This is a genomic window from Halanaerobium sp. (assembly GCF_003070835.1).
In genome coordinates, this window is record NZ_QBLR01000022.1 from 1 (window position 1) to 15,773 (window position 15,773).

Sequence of the window (15,773 nt, forward strand, 5' to 3'; positions counted from 1 at the left end):
CCATCAGCTCAGACTATCCAAAACTGGACTGTCTCTTTAGCCCACAGACTTGGTCCTAAAATTAAGGACCTTGATCTACCTTTATCTGGTATTGTTGCTGTTGATGAAACATATATTAAAATCAAAGGCAACTGGCATTATCTCTTTACTGCCATTGATGGTAAAAACGGCTGTATCATCGCTCAGCATCTCTCAAAACATCGAGATGCCAAAGGTGCAATAACAATCCTCAAAAGAATTATTGACCAATATCAGGGTCAGGATTTTGTCCTTGTTTCTGATATGGCACCAATCTATAGAACTGCTGTCCATGCTGCAAAGGCCTTTTTGAAGACCGATGTAGATCACAGACAGGTTAAAGGACTTTTCACTGATGACGATAATTCAGATGAGGTTTACAGACCCTATAAAAATATTATTGAGCGTTTCTTTGGCACCTATAAAGCTCATTACAAGCGTCATAAAAGCTTTAGTTCCTTTGATGGTGCTCTTGCTCACATAACTTTGTATCAGCTATATTTTAACTATATAAAACCTCATAGCTCTTTTGATAACAAGGCTCCTCTTGTTGTTGAAGATTCAAGAGGCCAGCCCATTAACTCCTGGGCTCAACTTATCAGGTGGATCAACAAAACTGATAAGTAACTAAATATCTTTACTGAGTAACTTTTCAGAAAATCATGTTTAAGTCTTTTAGATTTCTATATTTATCTAATTCCATTTTTTAGCATAATTTACATCTTCAAACTTTTGACATTCTGAAGATTTTTATTATAATTAAAATTAGTGATGCTCTATTACTATTTACTTACATTTTATGGTAACTATCATATTTCATTTGACGGTATCTTTATTCAATTATACAGCTCGATATTTTTAAAAGCAAGCAAGTATTTTCGGCTGATTTTTAGAATTGACTAAGAGTTTTAAATAATATAGTATTATAAATGAAGTGGAAAATTAATTAAAGATAAGGAATGATTCAGCAAATGGAGGACAAAAAAGATGATTTCAAATAGTTTTATTTAATTTAGCACCCATTTCCCGAATGGATTTTTGTGGAGATTGAGGTGTTAATTTGATATACGAATAAATCATGAGGCTGATTAAGCCAGTTTTCAGAAAATTAAAGCTTGTATTAAATTAAAATATTACTTTTGCTGATTAAAGGATTATGGTATAATGAATTTTAAGATTAAATTTTATCATTTTTCGCAGATAAAAAAAGTAGCGAGAAGGTAGAATAAAAATTTAAAGGAGGAAATAATTAAATGAAAAAGACTTTAGTAACAATTTTAGTTATACTGACAGTGTTGACTTTAAGCTCAGGGGTTATGGCTCAGCGCTATGTTGTAGGAACAAACGCAAGCTTCCCCCCTTTTGAGTATGTAGAAGAGGGTGAAATCGTAGGTTTTGATATTGATCTGGTAAAAGAGATCGCAAAGCTGCAGGGTTTTGAGGTTGAATTTAGAGATATCAGTTTTGACTCTTTAATCCCGGGACTGGCTTCAGGCAGTCTGGATATGGTAGCAGCTGGAATGACAATTACTGAGGCTAGAAAAGAAGTAGTTGCCTTTTCTGATCCTTATTATTCCGCCAACCAGTCAGTTTTAGTTCACGAAGAATCTGAAGAGGATTTAACAGTTCTATTTGGCTCAAATGATGTTGGTGTGCAGACAGGAACTACAGGTGATACCTGGGTTAGAGATAAGCTGATTGAGCGTGATATTCTAACTGGAGAGCTCAGAAATTATGATTCCTATGTTTTTGTTATTAGAGATTTAGCTAACAAAAATATTGATGCCGCTGTTTTAGATAAGCCGGTTGCAGAAACTTACAGTAAGGATAATCCGGTCAATGTTGTAGCAGAGGTAATTACCGGTGAAGAATACGGTATTGCTGTTGGCAAAAATAATCAGGCACTGCTCGAAGAAGTAAATGCAGGGCTGGCAAAGGTTATTGAAAATGGAACTATGGATGAACTAATTGAAAAATACTTTGAATAAAATCTAATCTGGCTTTTTCTCTGCTGTCTGGCCTGGTATAATCTTAAGCCTAGCCAGTGGAGAAAAGCCTTTTATTTTCTCAGTTTAGTGAATAAATTACTTAATAGAAGTAAAAACTGATTTTATTCCTAAAAGTTTGATTCTCATTTAGTCCGGCTGATGCTTGAACTTTTACGAGTGAAATTAGAATTTTAAATAACTTTCATTAAAAACTTTTAGAAAGGACAGATTATGAATAATTTAGAATTAATTAAAAATGCACTACCATATCTATTAGAAGGTACTCTGGTTACAATTCAGCTTACATTCTGGAGTCTTTTAATTGGAATAGTAGTTGGCTTACCAATTGCCTTTGCTCAGGTTTATGGAAATAAAATTCTGCAGGGAGTAGTGGCGGTTTACGAACGTCTGGCCCGCAGTATCCCACTGCTGGTAATGCTACTGCTTTTAAATTATGGTCTGCCGATGCTGGGTTTAAGGATTCCAATCTTTAGAGCGGCAGTTATCGGAATTGGTCTTCGCTCAGCTGCCTATCAGTCTCAGATTTATCGGGGAGCAATTCAATCAGTAGGTGGCTCACAGATGAAGGCAGCCCGCTCACTTGGGATGAGCAAGATGAAGGCTTTCTTTTATATCATTGCTCCTCAGGCAATTAGAATTGCAATTCCACCTGTTGCCAATGAATCAGCTATTGTGCTCAAAGATACCTCACTGGCTTTTACCATTGGAGTGGTGGAGCTTTTAAGACAGGGAGAGTATTTTATTGCCACTTCAAATGAGCCGATGGTTATTTATCTGACCATTGCAGCAATTTATTTTATACTGACTACTATAGTTAATGGAGGACTATCCCTCTTTGAGAAAAAATATCAGATTCCAGGGATAGGTATTGAAGGAGGACATTCAGATGCCTACTAAGCATTTATTGAGAATAGAAGATTTACACCACAGTTTTGAAAATGAAGAGGTGCTCAAGGGAATTTCTTTAGCCCTCGATAAAGGTGAAACTAAGGTTATTGTCGGGCCCAGCGGTACGGGTAAGAGTACTATTTTAAATAATATCATCCGTCTTGTTCCCCCGACTAAAGGGAAAATTTATCTTGAAGATACTGAAATCACTTCTGCTAAAAATATAAATGAGATCAGACAGCAGATTGGTTTTGTCTTTCAGGATTTTGGCCTTTTTAACCATCTGACAGCAAAAGGAAATGTAATGATTGGATTGACAAAGGTTAAAAAAATGAATAAAAAAGAAGCAGAAGAACTTGCTTTATTTGAACTGGAGCGAGTTGGACTTGAAAATTATGCAGATTCTTATCCTTCTCAGTTATCAGGTGGTCAGAAACAGCGGGTTGGTATTGCCAGAGCTTTAGCAATGCAGCCCAAACTAATTTTATTTGACGAACCAACATCTGCCCTGGATCCTGAACTGACTGGAGAAGTGCTTAAAGTAATGCGCAATCTGGCAGAAGAAGGGATGACTATGCTGGTTGTGACCCATGAAATGGGTTTTGCCCGCAGTGTTGCTGACGAATTAATTTTTATGGAAGGCGGTAATATTGTTGAACAGGGTGATCCAGAGAAACTATTTACTAACCCTGATCACAAAAGAACTAAAGAATTTCTTTTTCAGCTGACTGATCTATACGGTGAGGGTGAGAACTAATGCTAGATATTTTTCAGGAATTTTATCCTTTATTTTTAAGAGGACTTGGAGTCACAGTTTTTGTAACTATTATATCCTGTTTCTCAGGTACAATTTTGGGAACATTTTTAGCTCTGGGTAAGATTTATGGTAATAAATTTGTTTCAGCTGTGGTTCGGATTTTTATTTCGATTATCAGAGGAACTCCACTTTTAGTTCAGCTTTTTATTATCTATTATGGTCTGCCGGCTTATGGAATCAGATTAACTCCAATTACAGCAGCAGTGATCAGCTTTATTATCAACAGTGGAGCCTACCAGGCTGAATATTTAAGAGGCTCTATCCAGTCAATCAGCGGCAGCCAGCTTAAGGCGGCTCAGTCAATTGGAATGAGCAAATGGCAGGGAATTAGATATATTATTTTACCACAGGCTCTGCGCCGGGTAATTCCTGCCTGGACTAATGAGTTTATATACATGATCAAATATTCCTCCCTGGCCTATGTAATTGGCGCCAGAGAATTAATGACAGAAGGGAAATTAATTGCCAGCCGCAACTATCAGTTTTTTAATGTTTATTTTATAGTTGCTTTAATTTACCTGGTAGTGATCATTTTATTTGTTTATCTCTTTAACCGGATCGAGAAAAAGGTTACTATTCCTTAAAATTTAAATGTACATGCACCGGGAACCACCCGCTTTATGTCAATATTTGTCGAAGTAATAGACCTGCTAATTATTTATTTAATTAGCAGGTCTTTTCTGCTTTATTAAAGGCAGATAAAGTGATAAACTAAAATTAATAATTATTGTAAAATGATTCCTACAGGGAGTGAATATTAAATGTTTAAAAGTATCAAAACTAAAATGATTATTTTAGTCAGTTTAATGCTCTTTTTATTAATTGCTGGAAGTTCTTTTTATGCTTTCAGACAGTCAGAAAATATTTTAAGTAATACCCTGCAGTCAGAAGCAGAGAATTCAGCCAGGAAATCAGTAGAAACAATTAGACTCTGGACTGAAGAAAAAGGAAAGATAATTCAAAATTTAAGTAATTTAGACAGCATGAAAAGTATGGACTGGGAGCGGCAGTATGATGATTTAAAGCCTATCTCAGATGATGATCCACAGATAGAATCTTTATTTATAGTTGGACCAGATGGAAATATGAGGGATACAAATCAGTTTGAAACAAGTGTTGCTGATCAGAGTTATTTTCAGCAGGTAACAGCAAATAAAGAACAGGTTTTTTCAGAACCGACAGAAAGTTTTGAGACCGTGCGCCCAATTACCATTATTGCCAGTCCAATATTTAGAGATGATGAATTTGTGGGAATAGTTGCAGCAGCCAGTGAGGAACAGATTGCAGCAACTGAAGAAATTGTTTCATCTGCAGAAAAGCTGTCAGAATATGCAGAAGAACTGAAAACTGCAGTCAATCAGTTCAAAATCTAAAATAAGCAGTTAAATACATTAAAAACTAATGTTTTTCCAAAAATTGGGCCGGTAAACGGTGACTGCACATTAAAGGAGTGGTCAAATGAAAATTTATACTAAAAGCGGAGACAAGGGAACAACCAGTCTTTTTGACAACACAAGGGTAGCTAAAGACTCACTGCGGGTTGAAAGCTATGGTACCATCGACGAACTCAATTCTTCACTTGGTTTTGCCAAAAATTTTGTAGAAGAGGAAGAAGTTTATAATATTATTCGTTCAGTTCAGCGTAAGCTTTTTAACCTGGCGGGTGAGCTGGCAACACCGGACTGGGAGAGTTTTCCGGAGAAAATAACTGAAGAAGATATAGAGTTTTTGGAGCAAAAAATTGATCACTATTTAGATCAGATGAATAAAAAGGAAAAATCAATGTTTATCATTCCCGGCAGTTCAAAAGCCAGTGGTGCTCTGCATCAGGCACGGACAATCTGCAGGAGAGCTGAGCGCAGAATTACTACTCTGGCAGGCGAAGCTGATATCAGCAGGGATCTGCAGAAGTATATTAACCGTCTTTCTGATCTGCTTTATACTTTGGCTCGCTATTCAGAAACAGAACTTGACTATGTGGAGTTTAAAAAACAGTGAGGATCTTAGTTGATGGAGATGGCTGTCCGGTGATTTCAATTGTTACAGAAGTTGCTGCCGCAGTGGATATAGAATTAATAGTTTATACAGACCTCAATCATCAGCATCAGCTTGACTATGGGACATTAAAAGTAGTTGATCAGGGTTTTCAATCGGTAGATATGGTGCTCTGTAATAAAATTGAAGCAGGTGACCTGGTTATTACCTCTGATTACGGACTGGCAGCCCTTTCTCTCAGCCAAAAAGCTAAAGTACTCGGGTTTTCTGGACGCGAATTTACCGATCAGAATATCGAAAGACTTCTGGCCAAAAGACACCGCCAGTTTAAGGAAAGAAAACGCAGTGGCCGCCATACCAGTCATAAAAAAAGAACTGAAGCAGATGACCAGCGGTTTAGAAATAAGCTGCTCAAATTATTAAACAATAAGCAGTAAAATATTAGTTTAATATTTATCAAATAACTTTCAAAAATTTTAAAGAGGGTGAGCTAATGGATAAACAAAAGAAAACAGTCTATGCCTGGGCCATGTATGACTGGGCTAATTCCGCCTTTGCCACGGTAATCTTAGCCACAGTGCTGCCGATATTTTATAAAGATGTAGCCGGGATCAATTTACCCGGTAATTTAGCTACTTCCTACTGGGGTTATACTCAAACAATTGCTATGCTTATAATTGCAGTTATTTCTCCAATTTTGGGGGCAGCTGCTGATTACTCTGATTCGAAAAAGTCTTTCCTCAAGTTTTTTGTCTTTCTGGGTATTACCGGCACAGCACTTTTGTTCTTTGTCAACGAAGGCAACTACTTACTTGCTTCTTTCTTTTTTATTATTGCCAATATTGGGTTTTCAGGAGGAAATGTATTTTACGACGGCTTTTTAACAGATGTCAGTGATTCTGAATCCATAGATTATGTTTCCAGTCTGGGATATGCAGCTGGTTATCTGGGAGGAGGACTGCTGCTGGCCGTAAACCTTTTGATGATTTCAAAACCTGCTTTATTTGGGATCAGTTCAGTTACTTCAGCAACTCAGATTTCTTTTGTTACAGTTGCCATCTGGTGGTTTATCTTTTCCCTACCGGCTTTTAAATATCTTCCTGACCCGGAAAAAAGAGTCGAAAAAATTCCCCTGGGAAAATATACTAAAATGGCATTTGGCAGGCTGAAATCAACCTTTGTCCATATCCGCAAGTATCGAGAACTCTGGAAGTTTTTATTGGCTTTCTGGCTTTATAATGATGGGATTGGAACTATCATCAGGATGGCGACGATTTATGGTCGCGAAGTTGGAATCGGCCAGACTGATTTGATAGGTGCACTCCTTTTGACTCAATTTGTCGGGATACCTTTTGCCCTGATCTTTGCCAAAATTGCTGGAAAAATAACAGCTAAAAAAGGTATCTATCTGGCTTTAATTATTTATACCGGAATTACTTTTTACGGTTATTTTCTGGATTCAGCTCTTGATTTCTGGATTCTGGCTGGGATTGTAGGTATGGTGCAGGGAGGAGCTCAGGCTTTAAGCCGCTCTTTATATGGAGCTATGGTACCGGAAGCAAAATCAGCAGAGTTTTTTGGTTTTTTTGGAGTTTCCAGCAAATTTGCAGCTATAGTTGGCCCCACCGTTTTTGCCTATACAGGACAGCTAACCGGCTCCAGCCGTTATGGAATTATTGCAGTTGCTTCTTTTTTCATACTGGGTATGATATTTTTGAGTAGAGTTGATGTCGAAAAAGGTAAACAGGAAGCCAAAAGTTAAAGCATTAAAAAATATTGAGGCTTAAAACTAGTGGGAGGTCATAATATGCCTGATTTCTGGACACATTTAATTGCGGGAGAGGAAATAGTGGCCGGTCTGGAAGCTAATCAGCTAAAATCACTTTTAAACCAGAACTATCAGCTTTTTAATTACGGCTGTCAGGGAGCAGATTTTTTCTTTTACAATGATTTTTTACCCTGGCAGAAAGCAAAAGTGGGTCCTGAAAAAGGGGAGATGGTTCATCAGCTCAGCGGCAGAAAAGTCTTTGCCGAGCTTTTAACTTCATTTAAGAGAGAAGCTATTTATCTTCAGGCAGAGATCCCCGAGTCTGAATACTGGCAGAATAATCTGGTTTATCTGCTTGGTTTTATCTCCCATTACGCTCTGGATCGAGAGTGTCATCCTTTTATTATAAAAAATGGGGGCCGCGGAGAAAAGCATAAATTAATTGAGGCCAGTATCGATATTTATATAATGGAAGCTAAATGGAATCAAAATCCTAAAACAGTCAACCCCCTGCCATATTATCAATTAAAAGAGGAATACCGGGCCAGCCTAAATTATTTTTATCAGCTGATTTTTGAAAATGTTCTTGGCGAAAGTCTGGATCAAAAACTAATCTGGGATTCGTATTTAGATTTACGTAAATATCACAAACTGTTCAGCACAGACAGTTATTTAAAATATTATCTTTTTAAAATTTTAAATCTGCTTCTGCCTCAGGATTTAAGTCAGTACAGTTATGCCCTTAATGATAGGGAAGAAGTCTGGTCTAGAGAAAAATATCAGCAGTTTGAAAAACATTTCAATAAAGGAATTAAATCAGCTCAAAGCTTAATCGCTGAAACCTTAAAGTATTTTCAATCAGAAAAGTCACTGTCAGAGACTCTGGCTTTATTTAGTAACAAAAATTTTCTGGGAAAAGAGAACTGATATTCTTCCCTTAGTTTTACCGTACTATTTCTTTTCTACTGGTAAGTCACTGCGGCTGCTCCAGCCTACCCAGGATTCATCATATAACTTGAGGTTTTCATAACCTATAAGTTTGAGGGCAAAAAAGCTGTGAGCTGCTCTGACTCCAGTGTGGCACATTGGAGCAATCACTTCTTTGTCTTTAGTTATCCCGTTTTCTTCAAAAAGCTTTTTGAGTTCAGCTGCAGATTTAAAAGTATAATCTTCATTTAATACTGAATCCCATTCAAGGTGAATAGAATTCGGTATTCTGCCTTTACGGGGAGCCCCAGAATTTGTTTCTTCACCTAAATATTCAGCCTCAGTTCTAGTATCTAAAACTACAAAATTTTCATTATCAAGGTTTTCAGCTATTGTATCAGAATTAACGATCCATTCATTTTTAACATCTTTAACCACAAAATTACCTTCCTCTGGATAGTTAGGCAGCATTTTTGTTTCAAAATCTTCAGCCTTCCAGTTATCATAGCCGCCTTCTAAAATTTTCACATTTTGATGTCCATAAACCCTAAAAATCCACCAGAGTCTGGCTGCCCAGATGCCGCTGTTTTCATCATAGACTATGATTTCTGAATCATTATTTATTCCCTTTTCCTGTGCTGCAGCACTAAAAGCTTCAGGTTCTGCAATTAAACCCTCAACCCAGCCTTCGGGATTAGAAAAATCATCTGACCACATACTAACTGCCTCTGGTAAATGTCCGAGCAGATATCTGGCACTGTTCCGGACATCAATTATTTTCAGCCTGTTATTTTCATTTTCAAGTTTTTCGTTTAATTCTGCTGCTGAAATTAAAAGTTCAGGATTTTCAAAACCTCTCTCTGAGACAGCAAGCGCCGTGAAACTAAAAAATATAGAAATTATAATAATTGAATTCAAGATAAGTATAATTTTTTTATCAGTATTCACTCTTATTCCCCCTTAAAATACTAATTTTCCTTCATAAACTATTATATACCTTGAATAACAAATTTGCATCATTATTAGCTAAATTAATCATATAATTCTAAAAAGGCAGGATTTTATTGATTTTTGTTGAAATTAAATTAAGAGAGAATAGAAAAAAATTGACTGTTAGGGGGATAAAATGAAAAAAGTAATCTTAGATTGTGATAATACAATTGGGCTTAATGAAAAAGATGTAGATGACGGCCTTGCTTTTTTATTTTTACTGGGGCGAGCGGATATTGATCTAATGGCTGTTACAAGTGTATTTGGTAACAGTAATTTAGAAGATACTTATAATACCACTGAAGGCATGCTTAATGATTTTAAATTAAAAGATCAGGTAAAACATTTAAAAGGGGCTGCAGAAGCCGGTGATCATCAGACTGAAGCGGCTGAGTTTCTGGCTCAAACGGCTGCTGAGAATAAAGATGAGATAACTCTGATTGCTATTGGACCACTGACAAATCTTTATGCTGCCTGGAAAATTGACAATGATTTTTTTAAGAACTTAAAGGAAATTATTATCATGGGTGGTGTAACCGAGCTGCTTCAATTTGGTGAGGATACAATTGATGAACTTAATCTTACCAGTGATCCAGAAGCTGCAGAGAGAGTTCTTAAAGCAGAGGTTCCGGTTGCTCTAATGTCGGGGAATTTATGTCTGGCTGCTCGTTTTGGTGAAAAATCATGGCGGCGGGTAAATAGATCAAAAAACAAAGCTGTCCGGGCCTATATTACTGATAAAATAAAACACTGGTATGATTATTCATCTGAAATGATTGGTCTAACTGGTTTTTATATGTGGGATGTAGTAGCAGTTGTTTATATGATAGCACCGGAAATCTTCCCCTATAATAAAAGAAAATTTGTATCCACCGTTGAAGATTTAAAAATTGGTCAGATTAAAACAGAAAAAGCAGAAGGAAAACTGCAGGATGCTGGAATTATTAACCTGCCTTCAACTATTCTTGATACTAAGAGGTTTAAGGATCTTGTTTTTTCTGCCTGGGATCAAATAGAAATTATTCCGGAAGGTTATAGCGATGCTGAATAAAAAAATTTATACCTCTGCCAGACGCTGGGAAGAATATGGTGTTTAAAAAACAATTATTTTGATGCATAAAATAAAAATTTTATATTTGCTGGTCTGGAGTCCGGCAAAATTAAAAGCCATATATCGTGATGAGCGATAGTTTAAATAAGACAGGAGGAGATTATTTTGCAGGCTTCATTAGTGCTTATGAGTAGAGCCCCAATAGCAGGGAAAACCAAGACAAGGCTAGAAAGCCATTTGACAGCAGAAGAATGTGCTGATTTACACAGGGCTTTTTTAAAAGATATTAATTCTAAATTTTTGAATTTAAAAGAAGTTTATTCTCGACTGGATCTATATTTAAGCTATACACCGGAAGTAAATCAAAATCTATTTAAAGATATAATTGATACTGATTTTATTCGGATTCCTCAGCGTGGAAAAAATTTGGGTGAGAGGATGTTCAATGCTGTTGCTGATGCCTATCAAAAAAGCAGATTACCTGTAATTATTACCGGCTCAGACCTTCCCCTCCTGGATCTTGATATTTTTACAGAAGCACTTGCAGGTTTAAAAGAACGGGATATTGTGATTGGTCCTTCAGATGATGGAGGCTATTATCTTTTAGGTATGAAAAAACCAGAAAAGTCACTTTTTAATTTTGAAGGTTGGGGAAATCAATCAGTTTTAGAGAGGACTATTAAAGAGGCTAGCCGGCATAATCTGAAAAGTCATTTCTTACCGGAAGCATCAGACGTTGACACTTTTAAGGAATTACTTGACTTAAGATCAAAATTAATTAACATAAATTCAGATTTAAATTATCCACATAATACAAAAAAAATTATCGATAAAATTTTTGCTTATAAATAGTGATGGAGGTAAATTGTATGTCTTTTAAGGATCAATTAACAATGGATTTAAAGAAATATATTAGAGATAGAGATTTTATGGTTAAAACAGGGATTAGTCGGCGGGCTGAATTAAACTTCTTAGCCCAGGGTGAATATAATATTAACTATTTAATTGAAGATGAGGATGAAAAATATGTACTGAGGGTTAATCTCGGCAGTCAGATAAACCTTGATGATTAGATAGGATACGAGTTTTCTGCCCTGCAGAAACTTGCACCTTCTGGAGTAACTCCAAGGCCTTTTTATTTAGATCAATCAAAAGAAAAAATAGACTATGGACTACTTTTGATGGAATATTTACCGGGGAGACATTTAGATTATCAGAAAGATTTAAAGGCAGCTGCTAAGGTTTTTGCTAAGATTCATAAATTAGATACGGCTGGAACTGAAAGGTTGATTAGAGAAGAAAAACCACTTACAGCTATCTGGAATGAGTGTGATTCACTTTTAGATAGCTATTTTGATTCTGAGCTGGGAGATTCTAAAATCAAAAAATTCCTATTAAAAATGAAAGCTGACCTGGCTGAAAAAAAAGAACAGGAATCAGAATTAATGTCTTTTTTTCCTGAAGCAATAGTTAATACAGAGGTTAATTCAAATAATTTTTTAATTAATGATAAATTTGATCTTGCTTATCTGGTAGACTGGGAAAAGCCATTAGTTACCACCCCTCTGCAGGATTTAAGTCATTTTATGGTGCCGACAACTACCCTCTGGAAAAGCAATTTTATTTTCAACCAGGGAGAAGAAGAGGAATTTTTACATCATTACCTCAAAGAAAGAAAAATGGATTCGAGATATCATGAAGTAAAGGCTGCTTTAAAGCTTTTTAATCAGTTTTCAGCAATGAGAGGAATTTCCTGGTCGGCGATGGCCTGGGTGGAATATCAGACTACTGAGCGAGAAATTAAAAATAAGGATACTTTTGAGACAATGGACAGTTATTTAAGACTGGATTTTTTAGAAATGCTTTTTCCAGATCTTGATTAATACAAATTTTAGAATTGGATAGTTAGAATTGTGGGGTGAAAGAATGAATTCATTATCAGAAGGGGATAAAAGAAATTTAATTGTAAGGCTGAGGCGGATTGAAGGTCAGGTTAGAGGTCTGCAGCGGATGATTGATGAAGAAAAATACTGTGTAGACATTTTAACTCAGATCAATGCCTGCCGGGGAGCTTTAAAAAAAGTAGCTCTTAAAGTTTTAGACCGTCATGTTAATGGCTGTGTAAAAAATGCTATTTCTCAGGAAGATGGAGAAGAAGAGATCATAGCAGAGCTGATGGATGTCATAGACAAATTTAGTGATTAAATTTATCCCCGCTTCTGGCGGGGTTTTTTTGAGGAGGAAATTATGTTAGCATTAGAAAAAATTATTGCTTCTTTAATTATGCCGCCGGGATTATTTGTATTAATCTTATTTATCCTGACTGTTTACTTATTCAAAAAATCAGAATCTAAGCTGATAAAACTTTTAGCTCTATTTATGCTCCTGCTGTTTTTTCTGCTTTCAACTGCCGCGGGGGTTCAGCTGCTGCTTCATCCGCTGGAAAACTATGCAGAGAAAATATCAGTTAATGCTTTTGAAAGACATCCAATAGTTGTTCTCGGAGGTGGCCTCAATTATTATTCCCGGGAAGAAGCTAAACCTTCCCTGCATAGTATGCAGAGATTAGTTAAGGGCTATCAACTTCACCGACGACTAAATACACCTCTGATTTATTCCGGGGGAGTTGCTATTGGCCAGGAGACAATCTCCGAAGCCGATGCTGCAGCAGAATTTTTGGAAAAACTGGGGATGGAAAAAGAATTTTATATAAGTGAAGACAGAGCCCAAACAACTTTTGAAAACGCAGCTTATTTAAAAAAATGGATTGATGAAAATGAAATTGAAAAAGTTTATCTTGTCACGTCTGCCTATCATACCCTGCGCTCAGCAGCTGTTTTTAAAGCTCAAAATATTGATTTTTTAGTAGTTCATTCAGGTTTTATTTATGATCATCAATTTAGCTGGCTTGATTATCTCCCCAATCGAGGGGCACTGACAGCTAATCTATCTGCACTGCATGAATGGGTCGGCTTAGTCTGGTATTATATTAGGGGGCGAATATAGTTAATTAGAGTAAATTTTACTGTTTAAGCAACTTATAATTAACTCTGAGCAAATTATTTTGAATTAATTGCTCAACTTTAATGATATTTTAAACTTTTTCTGATAAACTATAAATGTATCTTAGAGAGAGTATTTAAAATTTAAGAGCAGAGAGTAATCAAATCTCTTTTTAAGTTAATTAGTGTTAAAAATTACTCTTAAGGAGCTTGATATTTTATGTCTAAAGATATGTTTAGCGAAAGAAAGAAAATTGATCTGCATATGCATACAACTGCTTCAGACGGTGCTTCCACACCGGCAGAACTTGTGGAAAAATGTATAGAGCTGGATTTAGAAGTTATAGCTGTTACTGACCATGATAATATGACTTCTGTTAAGGAAGTAGAGAAACTGGGCCGGCAAAAGGGACTTAAAGTTGTTCCGGGTATTGAAATTTCTACTTATAGAGGAGAAGCAGAATATCATATTTTAGGTTATTTTGTTGACCCTGAAAATGATGCCCTGCTTGGTTTAACAGAAGCTATTTTGGATTCTAGAGTTGAAAGAACTCATAAAATGATAGAAAAATTATCTGAGATGGGTTATCCATTAGAATTTGCAGATGTCAAAAAATATGCCACTGGAGTTAGTCTGGGTCGGCCGCATGTAGCTAGCGCAATGGTTGATAAAGGTTATATAGAAGAGATTGGTGACGCTTTTACTGAAGAATTTATTGCAGGTGGTGGAAAAGCATATGTGGAAAAGAAAAATGTACTGCCTGTTGAAGCAATAGAGGTTATTTTAAAAGCAGGTGGAATTCCCGTAATTGCCCACCCTTATATTATCAATCACGGAGAGGCTCTGGACAAAGAAGAAATAGCTCGTTTAAAAAATCTTGGTCTGAAAGGTGTTGAAGTTTATCAGACCAAACATAATGAAAAGATTACAAAAAAATATAAACAGATAGCAGAGGAACTTGATCTTTTAATAACCGGTGGTTCTGATTATCACGGAGAGAACTCACCTGGAATTTTACCCGGAGACAGAGGAATGACTGAAGCTGAATTTGAAAAGCTGGAAAGTTATGCCCATTCTATGCTATAATAAATATCAGTTATTCAATAGTAGCTGATCATTTTTAAGATAAAGCCGGATTAAATTCCGGCTTTTTTCAAATGCAAATTATTAGTGAATTTGAGCTGCAGAGAGTTTTAAATACTGGGACAATATTATTTTATTATTTTAATAATCAAAAAGGAGTAGTGAGTAAAGAGAATGCATAATGTAACAATGATTGCTGGAGATGGAATTGGACCTGAAATTTCGGAGGCAGTAGCAGAAATAATTGCCGCTGCAGGAGTTGAAATCAACTGGGAGAGGGTAGAAGCTGGTGCAGGAGTTATGGATAAATATGGCACCCCTCTGCCGGAGGAAGTCTTTAAATCGGTTAGGAAAAACAAAGTAGCCCTAAAAGGTCCGATTACAACACCTGTAGGTAGTGGATTTAGAAGTGTTAATGTGGCTATCCGTAAAGAGTTAGATTTATATGCTAATGTGCGTCCGCTGAAGGTACATGCCAAAAAATTTGCCAAAGATGAAAATATTGATATGGTAGTATTTAGAGAAAACACCGAAGGACTTTATGTGGGTATTGAACATTATGTAGGGGACCAGGCGGCAGAAAGCATTAAAATTATCACCCGCAAGGCATCCCGCAAGATCACAGAAAGAGCTTTTGAATACGCAGTCCGGGAAGGCCGCAAAAAAGTAACTGCTGTGCATAAGGCCAACATTTTAAAGTTTAGTGATGGTCTCTTTTTAGAAGAAGCCCGCAAGGTTGCTGCCAAATATAAAAAGACTCACCCTGAAATAGAATTTGATGATAAGATTGTAGATAATATGTGTATGCAGATGGTTCAGTATCCTGAAGAGTATGATGTGCTTGTAATGCCTAATTTATACGGGGATATTGTATCTGATTTAGGTGCTGGTTTAATTGGAGGTCTGGGACTTGCTCCAGGAATGAATCTTGGTGATGAGATTGCAGTTTTTGAAGCAGTTCACGGCAGTGCACCTGATATTGCCGGTCAGAACAAGGCAAATCCGGTAGCCCTCTTATTTTCAGCAGTTTTAATGCTTAAACATCTGAATGAGCTTGAGGCAGCAGCAAGAATAGAAAAAGCAACTTCTGCAGTTCTCAATCAAGGTGAAGTCTTAACAGGTGATTTAGGCGGCAGTGCCACAACTGATGAAATTACTGAAGCAATTATTGCCGAACTATAATTAATATAAGCTTGCCCGGGATAGCGGGCACTGGATAAGAGA

General features: G+C 36.5%; 19 protein-coding genes. 18 read left to right on the forward strand and 1 reads right to left on the reverse strand.

Annotated features, from left to right (window positions below):
• The 10 genes from CI949_RS04230 to CI949_RS04275 all read left to right on the forward strand — a co-directional run.
• Window positions 1-645: DDE-type integrase/transposase/recombinase (locus CI949_RS04230; protein ID WP_290763277.1), on the forward strand; the 645-nt coding region annotated here is incomplete at its 5' end.
• A 626-nt stretch (window positions 646-1,271) separates the two neighbouring features.
• The gene (locus CI949_RS04235; RefSeq protein ID WP_108142996.1) at window positions 1,272-2,006 is read left to right on the forward strand and encodes a basic amino acid ABC transporter substrate-binding protein; all 735 of its coding nucleotides are present in this window, start codon (window positions 1,272-1,274) and stop codon (window positions 2,004-2,006) included.
• A gap of 231 nt (window positions 2,007-2,237) precedes the next feature.
• Entirely contained in the window at window positions 2,238-2,924 is a 687-nt protein-coding gene (locus CI949_RS04240; RefSeq protein ID WP_108142994.1) for an amino acid ABC transporter permease, read from the forward strand.
• Window positions 2,914-3,672 (forward strand): amino acid ABC transporter ATP-binding protein, encoded by a 759-nt coding sequence (locus CI949_RS04245; protein WP_108142992.1) that lies wholly within the window; start codon window positions 2,914-2,916, stop codon window positions 3,670-3,672. Before CI949_RS04240 ends, CI949_RS04245 begins: the two co-directional genes overlap by 11 nt.
• Window positions 3,672-4,316 (forward strand): amino acid ABC transporter permease, encoded by a 645-nt coding sequence (locus CI949_RS04250; RefSeq protein ID WP_290763300.1) that lies wholly within the window; start codon window positions 3,672-3,674, stop codon window positions 4,314-4,316. Before CI949_RS04245 ends, CI949_RS04250 begins: the two co-directional genes overlap by 1 nt.
• A gap of 177 nt (window positions 4,317-4,493) precedes the next feature.
• Window positions 4,494-5,105 carry a hypothetical protein gene (locus CI949_RS04255; protein WP_133531100.1) on the forward strand — a complete coding sequence of 204 codons (612 nt, stop codon included), beginning with the start codon at window positions 4,494-4,496 and terminating at the stop codon, window positions 5,103-5,105.
• 85 nt (window positions 5,106-5,190) lie between these two features.
• Entirely contained in the window at window positions 5,191-5,730 is a 540-nt protein-coding gene (locus tag CI949_RS04260; RefSeq protein WP_108142633.1) for a cob(I)yrinic acid a,c-diamide adenosyltransferase, read from the forward strand.
• Window positions 5,727-6,164 (forward strand): DUF188 domain-containing protein, encoded by a 438-nt coding sequence (locus tag CI949_RS04265; RefSeq protein ID WP_108142635.1) that lies wholly within the window; start codon window positions 5,727-5,729, stop codon window positions 6,162-6,164. The genes CI949_RS04260 and CI949_RS04265 overlap by 4 nt, the downstream gene beginning before the upstream one ends.
• Before the next feature lie 56 nt (window positions 6,165-6,220).
• Window positions 6,221-7,489, forward strand: a complete 1,269-nt coding sequence (locus CI949_RS04270; protein ID WP_108142637.1) for an MFS transporter — start codon at window positions 6,221-6,223, stop codon at window positions 7,487-7,489.
• Between the two features lie 45 nt (window positions 7,490-7,534).
• Window positions 7,535-8,422, forward strand: coding sequence for a zinc dependent phospholipase C family protein (locus CI949_RS04275; RefSeq protein ID WP_133531102.1), 888 nt, complete (start codon window positions 7,535-7,537; stop codon window positions 8,420-8,422).
• A gap of 24 nt (window positions 8,423-8,446) precedes the next feature.
• Here the strand turns inward: CI949_RS04275 and CI949_RS04280 are convergent, their stop codons facing one another.
• A complete protein-coding gene (locus CI949_RS04280; protein WP_108142641.1) occupies window positions 8,447-9,370 on the reverse strand; it encodes a sulfurtransferase in 924 nt (307 codons plus the stop codon).
• A 178-nt stretch (window positions 9,371-9,548) separates the two neighbouring features.
• On the opposite strand from CI949_RS04280, the gene CI949_RS04285 reads away from it, so the two are divergent.
• From CI949_RS04285 to CI949_RS04320, 8 genes are all read left to right on the forward strand, one after another.
• On the forward strand, window positions 9,549-10,463 hold the full coding sequence (locus tag CI949_RS04285) for a nucleoside hydrolase (RefSeq protein WP_108142643.1): 915 nt from the start codon (window positions 9,549-9,551) through the stop codon (window positions 10,461-10,463).
• A 165-nt stretch (window positions 10,464-10,628) separates the two neighbouring features.
• Window positions 10,629-11,315: a TIGR04282 family arsenosugar biosynthesis glycosyltransferase gene (locus tag CI949_RS04290; RefSeq protein ID WP_133531103.1), complete on the forward strand. Its 687-nt coding sequence runs from the start codon at window positions 10,629-10,631 to the stop codon at window positions 11,313-11,315.
• A gap of 17 nt (window positions 11,316-11,332) precedes the next feature.
• Window positions 11,333-11,536, forward strand: coding sequence for a hypothetical protein (locus tag CI949_RS04295; RefSeq protein WP_243734053.1), 204 nt, complete (start codon window positions 11,333-11,335; stop codon window positions 11,534-11,536).
• A 21-nt stretch (window positions 11,537-11,557) separates the two neighbouring features.
• The gene (locus CI949_RS04300; protein WP_243734054.1) at window positions 11,558-12,346 is read left to right on the forward strand and encodes an aminoglycoside phosphotransferase family protein; all 789 of its coding nucleotides are present in this window, start codon (window positions 11,558-11,560) and stop codon (window positions 12,344-12,346) included.
• Window positions 12,347-12,389: 43 nt separating this feature from the next.
• On the forward strand, window positions 12,390-12,668 hold the full coding sequence (locus tag CI949_RS04305; protein WP_108142647.1) for a metal-sensitive transcriptional regulator: 279 nt from the start codon (window positions 12,390-12,392) through the stop codon (window positions 12,666-12,668).
• A 42-nt stretch (window positions 12,669-12,710) separates the two neighbouring features.
• Window positions 12,711-13,469: a YdcF family protein gene (locus CI949_RS04310; protein ID WP_133531104.1), complete on the forward strand. Its 759-nt coding sequence runs from the start codon at window positions 12,711-12,713 to the stop codon at window positions 13,467-13,469.
• A gap of 216 nt (window positions 13,470-13,685) precedes the next feature.
• Complete coding sequence (locus CI949_RS04315; protein WP_133531105.1) at window positions 13,686-14,552, forward strand: PHP domain-containing protein; 867 nt, start codon at window positions 13,686-13,688, stop codon at window positions 14,550-14,552.
• 171 nt (window positions 14,553-14,723) lie between these two features.
• Window positions 14,724-15,731, forward strand: a complete 1,008-nt coding sequence (locus tag CI949_RS04320; RefSeq protein WP_108142653.1) for an isocitrate/isopropylmalate dehydrogenase family protein — start codon at window positions 14,724-14,726, stop codon at window positions 15,729-15,731.
• Window positions 15,732-15,773 lie beyond the last annotated feature (42 nt).